This is a genomic window from Rhizobium sp. 18065 (assembly GCF_902706095.1).
Taxonomy (GTDB): domain Bacteria; phylum Pseudomonadota; class Alphaproteobacteria; order Rhizobiales; family Rhizobiaceae; genus Allorhizobium.
Genome location: NZ_CACSJP010000010.1, coordinates 111096 through 129135 on the forward strand (window position 1 = coordinate 111096; position 18040 = coordinate 129135).

20 protein-coding genes are annotated in these 18040 nt (G+C 59.7%); 4 read left to right on the top strand and 16 right to left on the bottom strand.

Features of this window, described 5'->3' with window-relative positions; genetic code table 11:
* Positions 1-26: 26 nt before the first annotated feature.
* The 8 genes from GVK95_RS20500 to GVK95_RS20535 all read right to left on the bottom strand — a co-directional run bounded on the left by GVK95_RS20500 (position 27) and on the right by GVK95_RS20535 (position 7895).
* Positions 27-614, bottom strand: coding sequence for an ANTAR domain-containing response regulator (locus tag GVK95_RS20500; protein ID WP_159952548.1), 588 nt, complete (start codon positions 612-614; stop codon positions 27-29).
* An 80-nt stretch (positions 615-694) separates the two neighbouring features.
* Entirely contained in the window at positions 695-2095 is a 1401-nt protein-coding gene (locus GVK95_RS20505) for an FGGY-family carbohydrate kinase (protein WP_159952549.1), read from the bottom strand.
* Complete coding sequence (gene rhaM, locus GVK95_RS20510; protein ID WP_159952550.1) at positions 2092-2415, bottom strand: L-rhamnose mutarotase; 324 nt, start codon at positions 2413-2415, stop codon at positions 2092-2094. Before rhaM ends, GVK95_RS20505 begins: the two co-directional genes overlap by 4 nt.
* Positions 2415-3428 (bottom strand): ABC transporter permease, encoded by a 1014-nt coding sequence (locus GVK95_RS20515; protein WP_159952551.1) that lies wholly within the window; start codon positions 3426-3428, stop codon positions 2415-2417. Before GVK95_RS20515 ends, rhaM begins: the two co-directional genes overlap by 1 nt.
* The gene (locus tag GVK95_RS20520; protein WP_159952552.1) at positions 3425-4417 is read right to left on the bottom strand and encodes an ABC transporter permease; all 993 of its coding nucleotides are present in this window, start codon (positions 4415-4417) and stop codon (positions 3425-3427) included. The genes GVK95_RS20515 and GVK95_RS20520 overlap by 4 nt, the downstream gene beginning before the upstream one ends.
* A gap of 10 nt (positions 4418-4427) precedes the next feature.
* Positions 4428-5963, bottom strand: coding sequence for a sugar ABC transporter ATP-binding protein (locus GVK95_RS20525; RefSeq protein ID WP_159952553.1), 1536 nt, complete (start codon positions 5961-5963; stop codon positions 4428-4430).
* A gap of 67 nt (positions 5964-6030) precedes the next feature.
* Positions 6031-6975: a rhamnose ABC transporter substrate-binding protein gene (rhaS, locus tag GVK95_RS20530; protein WP_244618844.1), complete on the bottom strand. Its 945-nt coding sequence runs from the start codon at positions 6973-6975 to the stop codon at positions 6031-6033.
* A 107-nt stretch (positions 6976-7082) separates the two neighbouring features.
* The gene (locus GVK95_RS20535; protein ID WP_159952555.1) at positions 7083-7895 is read right to left on the bottom strand and encodes a DeoR/GlpR family DNA-binding transcription regulator; all 813 of its coding nucleotides are present in this window, start codon (positions 7893-7895) and stop codon (positions 7083-7085) included.
* 202 nt (positions 7896-8097) lie between these two features.
* Between GVK95_RS20535 and GVK95_RS20540 the strand changes: the two genes are divergently transcribed.
* Entirely contained in the window at positions 8098-10194 is a 2097-nt protein-coding gene (locus GVK95_RS20540) for a bifunctional rhamnulose-1-phosphate aldolase/short-chain dehydrogenase (protein ID WP_159952556.1), read from the top strand.
* Positions 10195-10244: 50 nt separating this feature from the next.
* Here GVK95_RS20540 and GVK95_RS20545 read toward each other — a convergent pair whose 3' ends face one another.
* Positions 10245-10403 (bottom strand): YqaE/Pmp3 family membrane protein, encoded by a 159-nt coding sequence (locus GVK95_RS20545; RefSeq protein ID WP_037072161.1) that lies wholly within the window; start codon positions 10401-10403, stop codon positions 10245-10247.
* Between the two features lie 75 nt (positions 10404-10478).
* Between GVK95_RS20545 and rhaI the strand changes: the two genes are divergently transcribed.
* Complete coding sequence (rhaI, locus tag GVK95_RS20550; RefSeq protein ID WP_159952557.1) at positions 10479-11771, top strand: L-rhamnose catabolism isomerase; 1293 nt, start codon at positions 10479-10481, stop codon at positions 11769-11771.
* Between the two features lie 97 nt (positions 11772-11868).
* Here the strand turns inward: rhaI and GVK95_RS20555 are convergent, their stop codons facing one another.
* The 4 genes from GVK95_RS20555 to GVK95_RS20570 form a co-directional block, all read right to left on the bottom strand.
* Positions 11869-12588: a Bax inhibitor-1/YccA family protein gene (locus GVK95_RS20555; protein ID WP_159952558.1), complete on the bottom strand. Its 720-nt coding sequence runs from the start codon at positions 12586-12588 to the stop codon at positions 11869-11871.
* A gap of 23 nt (positions 12589-12611) precedes the next feature.
* The gene (locus tag GVK95_RS20560; RefSeq protein WP_159952559.1) at positions 12612-13385 is read right to left on the bottom strand and encodes an anti-sigma factor; all 774 of its coding nucleotides are present in this window, start codon (positions 13383-13385) and stop codon (positions 12612-12614) included.
* The gene (locus GVK95_RS20565) at positions 13372-13917 is read right to left on the bottom strand and encodes a sigma-70 family RNA polymerase sigma factor (protein WP_159952560.1); all 546 of its coding nucleotides are present in this window, start codon (positions 13915-13917) and stop codon (positions 13372-13374) included. Before GVK95_RS20565 ends, GVK95_RS20560 begins: the two co-directional genes overlap by 14 nt.
* 68 nt (positions 13918-13985) lie before the next feature.
* Positions 13986-14621 carry an exopolysaccharide biosynthesis protein gene (locus tag GVK95_RS20570; protein ID WP_159952561.1) on the bottom strand — a complete coding sequence of 212 codons (636 nt, stop codon included), beginning with the start codon at positions 14619-14621 and terminating at the stop codon, positions 13986-13988.
* Between the two features lie 202 nt (positions 14622-14823).
* On the opposite strand from GVK95_RS20570, the gene GVK95_RS20575 reads away from it, so the two are divergent.
* The gene (locus GVK95_RS20575) at positions 14824-15114 is read left to right on the top strand and encodes a hypothetical protein (RefSeq protein WP_159952562.1); all 291 of its coding nucleotides are present in this window, start codon (positions 14824-14826) and stop codon (positions 15112-15114) included.
* A gap of 82 nt (positions 15115-15196) precedes the next feature.
* On the opposite strand, the gene GVK95_RS20580 is transcribed toward GVK95_RS20575, so the two are convergent.
* Positions 15197-16303: a DUF475 domain-containing protein gene (locus tag GVK95_RS20580; protein WP_159952563.1), complete on the bottom strand. Its 1107-nt coding sequence runs from the start codon at positions 16301-16303 to the stop codon at positions 15197-15199.
* Positions 16304-16682: 379 nt separating this feature from the next.
* Here GVK95_RS20580 and GVK95_RS20590 point away from each other — a divergent pair, with 379 nt between their 5' ends.
* Positions 16683-17120 (top strand): DUF1810 domain-containing protein, encoded by a 438-nt coding sequence (locus GVK95_RS20590; protein ID WP_159952564.1) that lies wholly within the window; start codon positions 16683-16685, stop codon positions 17118-17120.
* On the opposite strand, the gene GVK95_RS20595 is transcribed toward GVK95_RS20590, so the two are convergent.
* Positions 17117-17533 carry an OsmC family protein gene (locus tag GVK95_RS20595; RefSeq protein WP_159952565.1) on the bottom strand — a complete coding sequence of 139 codons (417 nt, stop codon included), beginning with the start codon at positions 17531-17533 and terminating at the stop codon, positions 17117-17119. The genes GVK95_RS20590 and GVK95_RS20595 overlap by 4 nt on opposite strands.
* A gap of 84 nt (positions 17534-17617) precedes the next feature.
* On the bottom strand, positions 17618-18019 hold the full coding sequence (locus GVK95_RS20600) for a hypothetical protein (protein WP_159952566.1): 402 nt from the start codon (positions 18017-18019) through the stop codon (positions 17618-17620).
* Positions 18020-18040: the final 21 nt, after the last annotated feature.

An 18040-nucleotide genomic window follows, 5' to 3' on the forward strand; every position in this document is an offset into this window, starting at 1 on the left:
CCTCCGGCGTCCTCTTGGGCGATCCGTCACAGCAGCAGTCCTGCTGCGGTAACCACGCTCTGGGCAATGTCGGCGAGTTTCTTCTTTTCGTTCATCGCGGTCTGCCGCAGCAGGGCGAAGGCTTCTTCTTCGCTCAAACCGCGCATTTTCATCAATATGCCCTTGGCGCGTTCGATGATCTTCCGCTCTTCCAGCGCACTGCGCGCCTGGGCCAGTTCGCGCTGCAGGCGGCTGAAGGCGTTGAAGCGGCTGACGGCCATGTCGAGGATGGGTTTGACGCGCTCCTTTTTCAGGCCGTCGACGATATAGGCGGAAACGCCGGCATCGACGGCGGCCTCGATCGAGGCGGTGTCGGACCGGTCGACGAACATCGCAATCGGACGCGCAACTGTGCGGGTCAGTTGGAACAGATGCTCCATCATGTCGCGGTTGGGGTTCTCGATATCGATGATGATGACGTCGGGCGCCAGTGTCTCGACAATGCGGGCAATGCCGTTGACCTCATGGACGACCGTGACATGTGTGTGGCCCGCTTCGCGCAATCCTTCATCGATGATCGCCGCCCGCACGGCGTTCTCATCGATCACAAGAATGGTGAGGTCGGTATTGCTCATGGACGCATTGATGGCGCAGTGCAGCATGTTTGACAAGCTGCGCTGCACAAAAGAAATGCAAAAATCCGGATGGGTAAAATTTAGACGGAGGTGCGTCCGCCGTCGGCTCGCTCTCGCCAGATTGCAGCATAGGTCTTCAGCTTTTCGATCGTGCCGGTAACGGGATGCATGGGCACCTTGAGCTGAAGGCCGGTCAAAAGGGCGGCGCCAATGGCGGTACCGGTGGTGGCTTCTGAAGCGAAGACCGGACGGCCCGTCAGGCTGTGCAATGCTTCCAGATAGAGGTCGTTTGACGCAAAGGGTCCCTCGACGATGAGCGGACCGTCGGCACCGATCAGTTCCAGACAGGTGACCGTCATAAGCGCTTCGTAGAGGCTTGCGACGACGCGACGCTCGGCTGGATCTGTCGGCTCGAGGATCCATTCTGCCTTGCTGTCCGGATACGGCCCGGTCTTTTCAACGACGCTCGGGAGCAGCATGATGTGCTTGTCGAGCACCGAATTCAGGGCATTTGCCATTTTGCCCGGCGCCGCTTGCGGCAGATCCCTTGTCAGCATGTCCCATTCGCGTCCACCCATGAAGCGCGCCGTCGGAACCGGACTTCCATAGGCGTCGACATTGACGAGGTTGTCGCGGTTCGGGTCGAGGTGGTCCGGCTTGGCTCCGACGCCGAAGCTGATGACCCATGTGCCGGTTGAAATAACAGAGCAGGGCGAGCCGAAACCGAGCAGGTGAGGCAGGAGCGAGGCGTTGGAATCGTGGATGCCGCAATGGACCGGCACAGGTGTTGTCAGGCCCAGGAGTCCGGCCAACTCCGGCTGGATATTGCCTAATGCGTCGAAGGCTGACCGGACCGGCGCAAGCTGCTGCCGGATGCCGAGGCGATCGACGAGGCTGGAATAGCTGGCCGTGAAGGGTTGCCAGAGATCGGTGTGGCAGCCGAGCGATGTTCCTTCGTTGGCGGCGATGCCGGTCAGCCGGTAGGCCCAGTATTGCGGGTAGGTGAGGATGGTCGCGACGCGGCCAAAAGCGTCGGGAAATGCCGTCTGCTGATAGTGCAACTGGGCCCCGACATTCAGTCCGCCGGCAAGTTTCGGCGAATAGGTCTCGGCGAAAACCGGTCGAAGGGCGTCGTAGGCGGACTGGATGTCCTGCGGGTAGAGATGTTCGTAGTCGAGCACCTGCAGGGCAAGGTCGCCATTTTCATCCAGCAAGGCGGCACTGGCGCCGTGTGTGGTGATCGAGAGCGCATCAAAACCCGGCGCCCTGGCGAAGTCCGCCAAGGTCTCAAGGATGAATTGCCAGAGCGCTTCAATGTCGAAATGCGGATAAGGCGGGCCTGCAAGCACTGTGTTGGCGGTCTTGCGGACAGCAATCTCCTTGCCTGTCTCCGCATCGACGACAACCAGCTTCGCATTGGTCTTGCCGATATCGATGACGGCGACATGTCTGTATTTCGGCAGGGCGGAAGGCTTCGTCATGGCAGATGAAATACCGTGACCAGATCCTTGGCGATGGGCGAGTTGTCGGGATTGGAGGCCATGATGTCGGCCATGTGTGCCCACCAGCGCTTCATCACCGGATGATCCGGCAGCGATGCCATTCCATGGTTCTTCGGACGGGTCAGCACGCCGAAAAGTACATTGGTCTCTGGATCGAGATGGATCGAATAGTCGCTGACGCCCGCGTCATGCAGGAGATCGACGAGTTCGGGCCAGATCTCGTCATGGCGCTTCCTGTATTCGGCTTCCATGCCAGGGTTCAGCTGCATCTTGAAGGCGTGTTTCTCAAGTTCGGCCATCAGGCTTTCCTCGCATGCTTGATCCGGCGGGCGACGATCGGCAGGGCGATGGTGATGATCAGCAGCAGGCCGATGAAGATCGACATGACGATGCCGGGGACGTTGAGCAGGCCGAGGCCGAAGGTGACGAGGCCCATGACGAAGGCGGCGATGACGACGCCGACGACGGTGCCGGCACCGCCGAGAATGGAGACGCCGCCGAGCACGACCATGGTCACCACTTCCAGTTCCCACCCTTGAGCGATCGAGGGGCGAGTGGAGCCGAGACGCGAAGTGAGGCAGACGGCCGCGATGCCGCTCATCAGGCCGGTCAGCAGGAAGAGGATGAACTTCACCCGTTCCACCGGGATGCCGGAGAAGCGCGCGGCCAGCGGATTGTTGCCGATGACATAGACCTGACGGCCGAAATTGGTCTTGTGCAGCAGAATGCCGAAGGCCAGCGCCATGGCAAGGAAAAGGACGAATTCGAAGGAGAAGACCCAGAAGACGTAACCCTGGCCGAAATAGGCAAAATCAGCCGGATATTTGCCGAAGGCCTGGTCGCCGAGCACGATGTAGGAAATGCCGCGGAACAGGCTCATCGTGCCGATGGTGACGACGATCGATGGCAGGCGGAGTACCGCGACGAGAAAGCCGTTGAAGGCGCCGCAAGCCAGACCCGTGGTGATGCCGATGGCGACGAGCCCCGGCGTTCCGACGCCCATCTGCACGGCGTAGCCCATTGCGGTTGAGGCCAAAGCGATGATGGCGGCGACCGAGAGGTCGATTTCACCGGCAATGATCAGCAGGGCCATGGCAAAGGCGATCATTGCCTTCTCGGTGAAGTTGAAAGTTGCGTCCGACAGGTTCCAGGCATCGAGGAAGTAGGGCGAGGCCAGCGAATTGGCGATGAAGATCAGCACGGCCACGCCGAAGAGCAGCACTTCCCAACTCGCCAGCATGCGGCGGAGGGGCGTTCCGAGACGATCGGGAATGACGCGTTTTTCGCGCTGTTCGATATGTGTCGGGCTCATGCCGTCACCTCGGTTTTGGCTGCACGGTCGCGCAGGATGATACGACCCTTCTTGCGTTCGGCGCGGGCGTTGAAGACGACGGCCAGCACGATGACGATGCCGGAAATGGCCATCTGGGCAAAAGGCGAGATGCCGATGACCGGAAGCGCGTTCTTGATGACGCCGAGAAACAGCGCGCCGAGAACCGTGCCGATGACAGTGCCGATGCCGCCGGCGATCGATATACCGCCGATGACATTGGCCGCGACGCTATCCAGTTCGAAGCCGCCGGCGATATCGACATAGGCGACGGCGTAACGCGAGACCCAGAGATAGCCCGAGAGGCCGGCGAGCGCGCCGGAGAGAACGAAGGCAAGGAAGCGGGCGCGACCGACATCGATGCCGGCATAGATGGCGGCAACCGGATTGCCGCCGGCCGCATAGGTGGAGCGTCCAAAACTGGTGCGGGTCAGGATGAACGAGACGAGGATGACGATCGCGATCGCGATCCAGGACAGGATCGGCAGACCGAGAACCACCGTGCGCGGAAACCCGAGGAAGTCCGGCTGCATCTGGTGCGCGTTGACCCAGGCACCACCGGACAGGACGAAGGTCATGCCGCGATAGATGGTGAGCGTACCGAGGGTGACAACGATCGGCGGGATCTGCAGGGCCCAGACGAGGAAGCCGTTGATGGCGCCCAGCATGGCGCCGATGCCGATCGCGACAACAATGAGCAGCGCGAGCGGCAGGCCGGGATAGGTCGAATCGAGCATGGCAACGGCCATGCCGGTAAAGGCAAGGTTGGCAGCCACCGACAGATCGATCGATTTGGTCAGGATAACCACCATCTGGCCGAGCGCCAGGATGATCAGGATCGAGGTATCGTTGAAGATATTGGCAAGGTTGCCGGGGGTGGCGAAATTCTGGGCGCGGGTCGAGAAACCGAGGATCATCCCGATGATAATCAGACCCAGTAGCAGTTCGCGGTTTTTCAGCAGATTTTGCATGATGTGATCCTTACGCATTGCCAGTCGCGGCACGCACCAGCGTTTCGGCCGACAGTCCGTCGCGTTCATAGATGCCGGCGGACAGGCCTTCGCGCATCACCAGGACACGGTCCGACATGCCAAGGATTTCCGGCAGTTCGGACGAGATCATGATGATCGACAGGCCTTCGCCGGCGAGTTCTGAGATGAAGCCGTGGACGGCAGCCTTGGAGCCGATGTCGATGCCCTTGGTTGGTTCGTCGAGGATGATGACCTTGGGTGCGGTCGCCAGCCACTTGCCGATGACCACCTTCTGCTGGTTTCCGCCTGACAGCGTGCCGACCGGGACCGAGAGAGCGGCTGCGCGCAGATCGAGGCGCTCTGCATATTTGCGGGCGAGCTTCAGTTCATTCGCGGCCTTCAGGAAGCCGGATACCGAGGTGCGGATCAGGGATGGCAGCGACATATTCTGGTAGATCGGCATGTCGAGCGCCAGGCCATGGCGACCGCGCTCTTCCGGCACATAGACGATGCCGGCGGCGATCGCGTCGGCTGGTGAGCTGATCGTGATCGGCTTGCCTTCCAGTGTCAGCGATCCCGCTGCCGGACGCGTGATGCCGAAGAGGGACTGACAGAGTTCGGAACGACCGGCACCGATCAGGCCATAGACGCCGAGGATCTCGCCCTTCTTCAGGTCAAAGGAGATGTTGCGGAATTCGGTTTCGTGGCTGTATCCCTGGACGGACAGTACGGAGGCGCCGATGACCGCCGGCGTCTTGGGGAAGACGTCATGCACATCGCGACCGACCATCAGGCGGACGATCTCGTCCTGTGGGGTAGACTTCAAAACGCCTGACCCAACCATGCGGCCATCACGGAAGACGGCATAGTTGTCGGCGATCTCGTAGACTTCATCGAACTTGTGGCTGATGAACAGGATGGCCTTGCCCTGGCGTTTCAGACCCTCGACGATGCGGAAGAGGTCGTCGATTTCCTTGCGGGAAAGAGCGGCGGTCGGCTCGTCCATGATGACGATGCGGGCTTCGACGGAAAGAGCGCGGGCGATCGCGACCAGATGGCGCTGGGCGATCGAGAAATCCTTGAGCTTGGTCGTCGGATCGATGTCGCTTTCGAGCGCCTGCATCAGCGTGCGGGAGCGTTCGTTGATCTGGCGCCAGTCGATCAGGCCTAGCCGTGTTTTCGGCGCATGGCCGAGGAAGATGTTTTCACCAACGGTCAATTCGTCAAACAAGACGGTTTCCTGGTGAATGGCGGTCACGCCGGCATCGATCGCATCCTGGGCATTGGCAAAGGTTGTCGGCTTGCCATCGATCAGGATCTCGCCTTCGTTGGGGCGATAGATACCGGTCAGGATCTTGACCAGCGTCGACTTTCCGGCACCGTTCTCGCCGATCAGGGCGGTGACCTTGCCGGGATAGAGCGCGATGTTGACGCCGTCGAGCGCCTTCACACCCGGAAATATCTGCGAGATGCCGCGCATCTCGAGAATGGGCGTGTCGGCAGGTTCGGCATTCGTGCCGATTTTAGTCGCTTGAACGGTCATCATTCCGTGCACCAGAAAATGGGGGAAGGTCCCGGCGGCTTTGGCCGCCGGGTTATCTGCGTTCCGAGGATCAGAAAATCTTCGAGAATTCGTCGATGTTCGATGCATCATAGACGAAGGGATCGGCCATGGCGGCTTCGCCGTTATCGCCGATCTTGATCTTGCCCATGCGGCCGGCTTCGACTTCCGAGCCCGGAGCGCCGTCTGTTTCACCCTTGACCAGGCGATAGGCGATCTGGGTTGCCGAGTAACCGAGGTCGATCGGGTTCCAGATAGCGAATTCCTTGGTCGCGCCGGACTTGATGGCACCTGCCATTTCGGATGGCAGGCCGAGGCCGGTCACGTAGACCTGGCCGATCTTGCCGGCATCCTTGACAGCCTGCGAGGCTGCGAGAACACCGACCGTTGTCGGAGCAACGATGACCTTGACGCTCGGCTGCGAGGTCAGGAGGCCCTGGGCTTCGCGGTAGCTCTTGTCGGCAAGGTCGTCGCCATAGACGGTGGTGACCAGGTTGAGGCCATTGAAGTCCTTCAACTGCTTCTTCATCTCCTCGATCCAGATGTTCTGGTTGGTCGACGTCGTGGTGGCCGACAGGATGGCGAAGTCGCCCTTGCCGCCTTCGAGATGGTTCGCGGCGAGCTGCAGGCACATCTTGCCGATCAGTTCGTTGGACGACGGGTTCAGATGCATGATGCGGCCTTCGGCGGCAACGCCACTATCCCACGAGATGACCTTGATGCCGCGCTGGGTCGCCTTCTTGAGAGCCGGAACGACAGCGTCCGGATCGTTGGCGGAGATGGCGATGGCATCGACACCCTGGGCGATCAGCGAGTTGATGACTTCGATCTGGCCTTCGGCCGTGGTCGAGGTCGGGCCGGTATAGATGATCTCGACGCCGCCGAGTTCCTTGGCGGCTTCTTCTGCGCCCCTGTTGGCCGCTTCGAAGAAGCCGTTGCCGAGCGACTTGACGACCAGTGCGATCTTCATGTCGGCGGCCTGTACTGCCGAACCCATTGATGCGATGGCAAATACCACGCCGGCCAGTAGTGTCTTATTCAGTTTCATATTTTCCTCCCAGGTTGATGAACTGCTGAACTCCCCCTCGTCAGCCCCGAATTCAATCAGGCGACTGACGTGGTATCCTCCTTTTCCGATGAAGCCGCTGGCCTCACCATAATCAGCTTGATGCCGGCGTCGGTGACCATATTGGCCGCTTCGTCGGAAATTCTGTCGTCGGTAATGATGGTCGAAACCTTGTCGAGCGAGCACAGGATCATGCTCGAGCGCTTGGCGAACTTGCTGCTGTCGATCATGACAATCAGTTCTTCGGCCTGGCGCACCAGCTTCTGTTCGCTCTGGATGACCAGGGCATCGGATTCCATCACGCCGAGGGCATTGATGCCTTGTGCGCCGATGAAGATGCGGCGGGCGTAAAAATTGCGGATCGCGTCATTGTCGAATGGCGACAGGATCAGGCTCTGGTCGCGGTAGACCGCGCCACCCGGAACCGAGACATTGCATTTGGAATGTTTCACCAGATGTTCGGCAATAGCGAAGGAATTGGTCATGACCTGCAGGCGGCGGGCAGACATGAAGTGCACCATCTGAAATGTCGTGGTGCCGCCATTGATGATGATCGAATCGCCTTCCTCGCACAAGTCGACGGCGGCGCGCGCAATTGCGCGTTTCTTGTCGATGTTGATCGATTCGGACACCCGGAAGGGGCGCGCGGCCAGATTTCCCAGCTGCGGCGGATGCACGGCCTCGGCGCCGCCGCGGACACGACGAAGCTTTCCCTGCACATGCAGAGAGGCGATGTCCCGTCTGATCGTGGCTTCTGATGCCTCGGTCAATTCAGCGATGTCCTGCACGGTGACAACCGGCTTTTCCTGGATCGCGCTAAGTATGATGCGATGGCGTTCGCGTTCGTGCATGGGGCTCCTCCTGATCCTGATTTATTCGGATTGTTTTTAACCTGTCAATCAGAAACGATCAAAAAAGATAATATTGCAGCGCACAATGAAAAGAAATGATCGAAACTGATTGACAATAGCGGATTCAATGCGCGATACCCTTCGGCAAGAAGGAGATGGGTCCGTGCATTTCGGCCCATGAACAACTACCTGGGAGGATGTCATGACGGGCCAAACCCGCCTTCTCGATAATCGTTGGGATGATGCCTACGCTGCCAAGCTCGATGAGCCGGGCAAGCTGCTTTATCGTTCGAACCTGCTCGGCGCGGACAAGCGCATCACCAATTACGGCGGTGGCAATACCTCGGCCAAGGTCATGGAAACCGATCCGCTGACCGGCGAAAAAGTTCAGGTTCTCTGGGTCAAGGGCTCTGGAGGCGACGTCGGCACGATCAAGCTCGACGGTTTCTCGACGTTGTATCAGGACAAGCTCGATGCCCTGAAAGGCATCTACAAGGGCGTTGCCGACGAAGACCGCATGGTCGGCTTCCTGCCGCATTGCACCTTCAACCTGAACCCGCGTGCTGCCTCGATCGACACGCCGCTGCACGGTTTCGTGCCGTTCACGCATGTCGATCACATGCATCCGGATGCGATCATCGCGATTGCCGCGTCGAAGAATTCCAAGGAACTGACGCAGCAGATCTTCGGTGCCGACATTGGCTGGCTGCCCTGGCGCCGTCCCGGTTTCCAGCTTGGCCTCGATCTGGAAGCCTTCGTCAAGGCGAACCCGACAGCCAAGGGTGTCGTGCTCGAAAGCCATGGCCTGTTCACCTGGGACAATGATGCCAAGGATTGCTACCTGCTGACGCTCGAGATCATCAACAAGGCGATCGAGTGGTTTGCCAAGCAGACCGAAGGCAAGACGATTTTCGGCGGTTCTGTTTCCAAGAGCCTGCCGGCTTCAGATCGTCGTGCGATTGCTGCAAGACTGATGCCGGAAATCCGTGGCCGGATCGGCAAGGCAGAGCGCAAGCTCGGTCATTTCGACGACCAGGACGCCGTGCTCGAATTCGTCAATTCCAAGCAGCTTCAGCCGCTTGGCGCACTCGGCACATCCTGCCCGGACCATTTCCTGCGCACCAAGATCCGCCCGCTGATCGTCGATTTCGACCCGGCAAAGCCGGATGTCGACGCGGTTCTCGGCGGTCTCGACAAGGCGCTTGAAGCCTACCGCGCCGATTACACGCGCTACTATGAGAGCTGCAAGCACGACAACTCGCCGAAGATCCGTGATCCCAATCCGGTCATCTTCCTGGTGCCGGGCGTCGGCATGTTCTCTTTCGCCAAGGACAAGGCGACCGCCCGTATCGCCGGTGAGTTCTATGTCAACGCGATCAACGTGATGAAGGGCGCCTCCACGGTTTCCGAATATCAGGGCCTGCCGGAACAGGAAGCCTTCGATATCGAATACTGGCTGCTCGAAGAAGCCAAGCTTCAGCGCATGCCGAAGCCGAAGAGCCTGGCCGGCAAGGTCGCCTTCGTCACCGGTGGTGCCGGCGGCATTGGCCGTGCCACCGCCGAGCGTCTGGTTTCCGAAGGTGCGTGCGTGGTTCTGGCCGATATCGACGCCAAGACACTTGCCGAGACCACGGCCGATTTCTCCAAGCGTCATGGCGGTGACGTCGTGCGCTCGGTGCAGCTTGACGTGACCAAGGAAGACGCCGTCCTGCAGTCGTTCATCGAGGCTTCGGTCGAATTCGGTGGCGTCGACATACTGGTGTCGAATGCCGGTATCGCGTCTTCGGCGCCGGTCGAAGACACGACGCTGGCGATGTGGAACAAGAATATCGACATTCTCGCGACCGGCTATTTCCTCGTGTCGCGCGAAGCGTTCCGCCTGTTCCGCCGTCAGGCGCTTGGCGGCAATGTCGTCTTCGTCGCGTCGAAGAACGGTCTTGCCTCCTCGCCGAATGCATCGGCCTATTGCACGGCCAAGGCTGCCGAAATCCATCTGGCCCGTTGCCTGGCGCTGGAAGGCGCAGATGCCGGCATTCGCGTCAACACGGTGAACCCGGATGCGGTTCTGCGTGGATCGAAGATCTGGAACGGCGAATGGCGCGAACAGCGTGCAGCGTCCTCGAAGATCGAAGTGGACGATCTCGAGGAACATTACCGCAAGCGTTCGATGCTGAAGCTGAACGTCTTCCCGGAAGATATTGCCGAGGCGATCTACTTCCTCGCGTCCGATCTTTCGGCAAAATCGACCGGCAACATCATCAATGTCGATGCCGGCAACGCCCAGAGCTTTACCCGATAAGCTATCCTCCCGGGTCCCGCGGCGGCGCAAATGCCGCGGCGGGACTTCCCTTACTTTCTGAGAATAACCCAGATTGCATGGATGATACCCGGCACATAGCCGCAGAGTGTCAGCAGGATATTCAGCCAGAATTGAAGGCCGATGCCGACCTGCAGGAAAACGCCGACGGGCGGCAGGATAATGGCAAGCAGAATGCGTAGAACGTCCATGATGACTCCGGTTCTCTGGATTGGTTCAGTTAAACGCGGATGGAACAAAATCGTTCGCGTGAGGAGGAGGAAATAATGACGGACAGCAAGATTTCGGCCGATTTCATCGCCGCCGACAATGACAAGCGCGCAGCCGCGCTCAAATCCGATTATGCTGCGCTCGGCGAAAAGCTCGCCCGCAGCAATGTCGATATCGATGCGGTGACCGCCAAGGTCGCCGAATTCTTCGTCGCCGTCCCGTCCTGGGGTGTCGGGACCGGTGGCACGCGCTTTGCCCGTTTCCCGGGTCTCGGCGAGCCGCGCAACATTTTCGACAAGCTCGAGGATTGTTCGGTCATCAATGAACTGACCCGCGCGACGCCGACAGTTTCGCTGCATATTCCGTGGGACAAGACCGATCCGAAGGAATTGAAGGCCAAGGGCGATCAGCTCGGTCTCGGCTTCGACGCGATGAATTCGAATACGTTCTCCGACGCGCCGGATCAGGCGAATTCCTACAAATACGGCTCGCTCAGCCATGTGGATGCGGCAACCCGCGCACAGGCGGTCGAACACAACATCGAATGCATCGAGATCGGCAATGCTATCGGCTCGAAGGCGCTGACGGTGTGGGTTGGTGATGGCTCGAACTTCCCCGGCCAGACGAACTTTACCCGCCAGTTCGAGCGTTATCTCGCGGCGATGGCGGATATCTACAAGGCACTGCCGGATGACTGGCGGCTGTTTTCCGAACACAAGATGTACGAGCCGGCCTTCTATTCGACCGTCGTGCAGGATTGGGGAACGAGCTATCTGATCGCCCAGACGCTGGGCCCGAAGGCGCAATGCCTTGTCGACCTCGGGCATCATGCGCCCAATACCAATATCGAGATGATCGTTGCCCGGCTGATCCAGTTCGGCAAGCTCGGTGGTTTCCACTTTAACGATTCCAAGTATGGCGACGACGATCTGGATGCCGGTTCTGTCGAACCTTACCGACTGTTCCTGGTGTTCAACGAACTGGTCGACGCAGAATATCGCGGCGTAAAGGGTTTCCATCCGGCGCATATGATCGACCAGTCGCATAACGTGACCGATCCGATCGAAAGCCTGATCTCGAGCGCCAACGAAATCCGCCGCGCCTATGCGCAGGCGCTGCTGGTCGATCGTGCAGCGCTTGGCGGCTATCAGGACGGCAATGATGCGCTGATGGCGACGGAAACCCTGAAGCGCGCCTATCGCACCGATGTCGAGGCGATCCTTGCCGAGGCCCGTCGTCGCACCGGTGGCGCGATCGATCCAATCGCCGCCTATCGCGCCAGCGGTTACCGCGCCAAGGTGGCGGCCGAACGTCCTGCGGTGAAGGGCGGCTCGGGCGGTATCGTCTGAGCGATCCCATTTATTCCAACAAATGAAAACGCCCGGACCGCAAGGTCCGGGCGTCTCTCTTTGGGTGTTTCTCCCGACGCGATTTTTCGCGTTTCTTTTATTCTTCGCGCTGGCCGGTAAGGCTCAGCAGCATCTGGAACAGGTTGACGAAGTTCAGGTAGAGCGAGAGCGCACCGAAGACGGCAAGCTTCTGCTGGCTTTCCTGGTCGACGTTCTCGGCATACTGTTCCTTGATGTTCTGCGTGTCGTAGGCGGTCAGGCCAACGAAGACGACTACGCCGATGACCGAGACTGCGAACTGCAGGGCGCTCGAGCCGAGGAAGATGTTGACGACCGAGGCGATGACGATGCCGATCAGGCCCATCATCAGGAACGAGCCCATCTTCGCCAGGTCACGCTTGGTGGTATAGCCATAAAGGCTGGTCGCACCGAACATGGTGGCGGTGATGAAGAAGGTGCGCGCGATCGATGCTCCGGTGAAGACCAGGAAGACCGAGGCGAGCGAGAGACCCATCACGGCGCAGAATGCCCAGAATGTCATCTGTGCGGTCGAGGCCGACATGGTCTGGATGCGGAACGAGAAGAAGAAGACGAAGGCGAGCGGTGCCAGCATCACGACCCATTTCAACGGGGACGAGAAGATCGGCACATAAAGGGCGGGCGTCGAGCCGACAAAGTAGGCGACCAGGCCGGTGATGGCCAGGCCGAGGCCCATGTAGTTGTATACGCGCAGCATGTGCTGGCGTAGGCCCTCGTCGAAAAGGGCTGCGGACTGTGCCTGGCTACCGTAGCCGAAGCGGTTCTGGATAGGATCCATCGTCAAGTACCTCCTTGGTGAGTTCAATAAAGGGTGCGTGCGAGTTTGCGGGCCTGTTCAGCCAGCATTTCGGGATTTTCGGTTTCGGAAATCAGTGCATAGGCGACTTCACCGATCTGCCAGTATGCGGCCTGCGTTGTTCCATCCTGCTTGATCAGGACTTGCTGCACCGTGAAGGTTCCCGGACGGACGGCGAAGAGCGACAGACGTTTGCCTTTGCCGGGGGAAACAGCGAGTTCGACGCTCGGGCCAAAAGCCGAGGGGAAGATCTGTGCGTCATTTACCACCCATTGCGCCGGCATTTCCGGTAACACGATCGCGGTCGCGGAGCGAATGTCGGCGGCGTCGAAGGTGCTGACTTCGGACTGCGACGGCATTTGTTCACGCAGTTCCGCCGTCTGGTGGGCGCGAATGGCTTCTTCAACGAAAGCGGGCGGCGGCACCGATGCGACGACCTCGCCGACACCCAGCGGCGCGATCCAGCCGTGGGCGGCCCAGCCGGCGCCGACGAAGAGCGTTATCATCGCGGCACGGCGAAACAGGTCGAAGGTCCGGCGACGGCTGAACGCTCTTTCAAGCGTTCGTGCCGCGTCGCGGGTCTCGATCTTGCTGACGCTTAGCAGGCCGGCAAGCGATAGCCGCAGTTCGTCGCGCACGCGCAAGTCCGCCATCACCTGGGCGGCCACTTCCGGCCGCTCCGACAGATAGGCTTCCACCTCGATGCGGCGTCCGACATCAAGCTGATCGTCGACATAGGCATGCAGGTCTGCTTCGATTATGGGATCATTGCTGGTCATCGGGGGTGCCTCCAACGATGCGTAGGTGGGTCACCTGAGCGGTCCCTTCCTTGTCTTCAATTGCGCGAAGCCGCGCTCTGGCCCGAGAAATGCGCGACATCAGCGTTCCGACGGGAATGCCGAGCACGTTTGCGGCTTCCTGATAGGAAAGCTCCTCCATGGCGACGAGATGCAGCGCTTCGCGTTGGTCTTCCGGCAGAGCCAGAAACGCGTTTCGAACCTGTTTAAGCCGAACCGAATGTTCCTGGTCGGCCGGTATCGACTGCGGCGCCAGATCCAGCGTTGCCGCATCGCGTCTCACACTGGCGCGCTTGTAGCGCAAGCGGTCGATATGGGTGTTGTGCAGGACAGAAAGCAGCCAGTTGCGGATATTGGCGCCGGTGCGGAAGGTCGATTGCTTTTCAAGCGCGCGCACCAGCGTGTCGTGCACCAGATCTTCGGCTTCATCCGGATCGCGCGCCAGGGATCGTGCATAGCGTCGCAAGGCTGCGAGCTGTCCAATCACGTTGAAAGGGTGCGTTCCGGGTTTCATGCCTCAGTATACGAACCCCTGACGATGTTTATTCCCTGGTGATAAAAATATTTCGGAGCGTTCGCTTGTCAGCCGATTGCCCAGCCAAGGCTGCGCAATGCGCCATAGATCAGGCCGCCGGAGGTTGCCAGTGCAACGACGGCAAGCGCGACCCCGAGCATGACGATCAAGCCGTCGCGCTCCATCAGACCAAGGGCGATCATCACCAGAGCTGCCACCGGCAGGAAGTTGCCGAAAGGAATGGGCAGGGCGACGGCAATCGCCAGCAGAAAAACCGGAATGCCAAGCAGCGACTGCGCTGTGCGGCCGGCAAAATGGCGCATGCGGTTGCGGCGCAGTATCGTTTCAACACGGGAGACCAGAGGGCCGGTGTAACGGACCACGAGGCTAATCACATTTGCCGAAATGCGCCGCCGGCCGAGGAAGCGGGGTAGCCATATGCGCTGGAAACCGGCCATGATCTGCACCGCGATGATGGCAAGGCAGGTGCCAAAGACCATGCCGAAGGGACCGGGTATCGGGGTCAGCGCGGGCAAAGACAAGATCAGGATGGCGAAGGCAATACTGGTCCGGCCCATGGCTGCCAGCAATTCGTCAAGGCTGACCGATCCTGCGGTGTCCGCGTGGGTCACCAGCATCGCCAGCCGCAAAGAGGCGACGCCGGGCTTTCGGTCATTGTTCGGTGACATGTCTGGGTCGCTCATCTCATTTCCTGCTCGTTTCGCGGGGGGACATGTAGGATCGGCTGGCGTCAGCACAAGGCGGGGCAGGTTGGTTGCCGTTGCACCCTGGGGATGGCTGCCGCTTCGCCTATCGCCGGAACCCATGTCAGGCCAGTTGAACCCTAAGGGAACTCTTTGGCGGTCGCTGTGTTGTTCCTCCATGACAACAGAGGAGATATCGAACATGGGCGACGTTGAAGCAGCAAGACATCACAACAGCCAAGCGCCGACGACAAGCGGTCCGGTTGCCGGCCCGCAGGCGCACCGCGCGGAACAGGGCGAAAAGACCCCAGCCGAACGCAAGCCTTCAGGGGAGCGGAAAGGGGCAATCGTCGAGGATGAAAAGCGGACGAAAAGCAGCGGGCCGGTGGCAGGACCGCATGCGCGCAAGGATTTGCAGGACGACATGAAGACGCCAGGAACGGGAGCACTGCCCGATTCCGACACGCGCGAGGTGGATGTCGGTCCCGATTGATCGGAATTTCCTGCCGAAATCGGGTTATAAAGTCAGGCCGGCGGGTGACCGCCGGCCTGATTGAGTCCGGGTCTTTTAACAATCAGATATTGTCGGCAACCGCTTCATGGGCCATCCGCGCCTCTTCCTCGCGTTCCCGCCTGTTGTAGCGGATCGAGGACCAGAGCGAGACACCGATCAGGCCTGCGCCGCCCAAGCCGGTAATCACTTCGGGGATGTGTGCCAGCGTCTGGAAATACATGATCACCGAGAGGATCAGGATGGCGTAGAACGCGCCGTGTTCCAGATAGCGATATTCCGCCAGCGTGCCCTTTTCCACCAGCATGATGGTCATCGAGCGCACATACATCGCGCCGATACCAAGGCCGATCGCGATGACGAAGAGGTTCTGCGTCAGGGCGAAGGCGCCGATCACGCCGTCGAAGGAGAAGCTGGCATCGAGCACTTCCAGATAGATGAAGGCGCCGAGGCCACCCTTGGCCGCTTCACTCATCGCCTTTTGCGAGGCATCCAGGAGCCCGCCCAGCACTTCGACCGCAAGGAATGTCACCAGGCCATAGATGGCCGAGTAGACAAAGGTGGTCGCCTCTTCACCTTCCAGAAGGTTGGAGAAGATCAGGATCAGGATCAGGACAAAGGCGATCTCGATGCCCTTGATCGAGGCCGAGCGCGCCATGTGCTTTTCGATGACCTCGATCCAGTGCACGTCCTTCTCGTGATTGAAGAAGTAGGTCAGGCCGACCATCATCAGGAAGGTGCCGCCGAAGGCCGCGATCGGGAGATGGGCGTCGTTCATGATGCGGGCATATTCGGCCGGCTCGCGGGCTGCCAGGATCACAGCCTCGATCGGTCCGATCTTCGCCGCGATCACGACGATGAGCAGCGGAAACACGATGCGCATGCCGAAGACGGCGATAATGATGCCCCAGGTCAGGAAGCGATGCTGCCAGACGGGCGTCATGTCTTTCAGCTTGTTGGCATTGACGATCGCGTTGTCGAAAGACAGCGAGATTTCCAGAACGGCGAGCACCGCGCAGATAAAGAAGACAGTCGCCATACCGCCGATCGTACCGGTCGATTGCCAGCCCAGTACGCCACCAAGGACGAGGCCGAGGAAGGTGACGATGAAGGCCCAGCGGAAGTAACCCAGGGTGCTGGTGCCGCTTTTGAGTGAGAGGGGAGCGTTCATGCACGGATCTCCTTCGCAAGAGAGAGAGACGTGCAGGAATGGGGGGAGTGGACGTCGCGCAACGCAGTTCGCGCACACGCAAAGAGCATGATCCAAGTGTTCATTTGTTTTGAATCCGCCGGCTTGTCTTGCTGGCGGTACCGACATCACGAGAGCGCCGTAAAACTCTCGCCAGAGGGGCCCGGCACCAGGTTCGACGGCGACGAGCCTTAGGCCTCGTCGCGCGATGCCACTTGTCTGCGAATATGTATTAAACGTCAAGTGCTGCGGCGGTAGCGCGTATGTTCAGACATTGGCGCTGATCGCTAACGATGAACAATATCGAGCGCGATCTGATACACATGGACTGTGCTTTTCTCGCTGAGGTTGGAGGATTCAGATGGATGATCCGAAGATGTTTGACAGTACTCGGTTCCTCGACGCCCAGACGCCGGTATTGGAAACCGTCATGGCTGAACTCAGTGCCGGACGAAAACAAAGTCACTGGATGTGGTTCGTCTTTCCGCAATTGCGGGGACTTGGACTTTCACCAACGTCGCTGCACTACAGTCTGGCCTCTGTCGCCGAGGCTCAGAACTATCTGGGTCATGCCCAGCTCGGGCCGCGGCTGGTTGATTGCACGAGGCTGCTGCTGTCGATCGAGGGCCGTTCGTTGGGCCAGATTTTCGGCTCTCCGGATGATCGCAAGTTCCAGTCCTGCATGACCCTGTTCTCTCTTGCGGCTCCGGACGAACGTGGTGCGATATTTCGCCAGGCTCTGGATCGGTATTGCGGTGGCAGGCTCGATCATCGTACGCTGGAAATCCTGTCGCTTTAGAATGTGCCGATCTCGATCACCGGTTTTGAGGCAAGACTGTTGCTGACGGTACAGATCTCTTCGGCCCGGTGGATTACAAGTAACTGTTGTTGTGGCGTGAGATTGCCTCTGAAACGCATGACGACGTGAAAGCGGGCAATACGGGACGGACCATCGGTTGCCTTGTCCCCCGTTACCCTGGCCACAACTTCACTCAGGCTATCCGCCAGACCGAACTCCCGCGCTGCAATGCGTGCGCTCATGGTCAGACATGCGGCCAGGGCGGCGTGTAACAGGTCAATGGGATTAAAGCCCGGTTGGGATGCCCCCGTGGCTATGTCGATGGCTCCACCTGTCTCGGATAGGACATGCGGGAAACCGGTGTGCCCAAGTGTTGCCGTTGCGCCGACAGGTCGCGTCTTCAGTCCTGGCACGTGATCACTCCGAGTTCCATTGCGACGGAAGGATAGAATGCCAGGAGCCGATGTCAAAACGTGGATGCGGTTAGCCGGGTTATTCTAGATGTTGTTGCCGATCCTGGCTGTTCCGGTCTCGCCGTTGTCTCTCGTCCACTTCAGCTGCGTATCATCGATCCGCTGCAGTTCGAAGCACATGGGCGCACCCTTGTACCAGCTGGTGAACTGCTGACAGAGGCGGTCGCCATCGATCCACCATTTCCCGGTGTCTTTCGGCTTGGCGAAGCGGCCAAGGCCCAGGGCTTCGCCCGTCCCGTCAACCTGTCCATTGGGGCGGTAGTTGAGTGGAAACTCGCCGCCCATCGGCACGGCGAGATAGATACGCTTGCCGATGATATCGTCGCGGATATCGGCTGCGGTAAAGCGCTCGTTGGCCAAGGCGCTGGAGGTGCCAAGCGTCAGCATTGCGATTGCCATGATGGTTGTGCAGATCGTGCCTTGCATCTGATGATCTCCCGTCCGAAC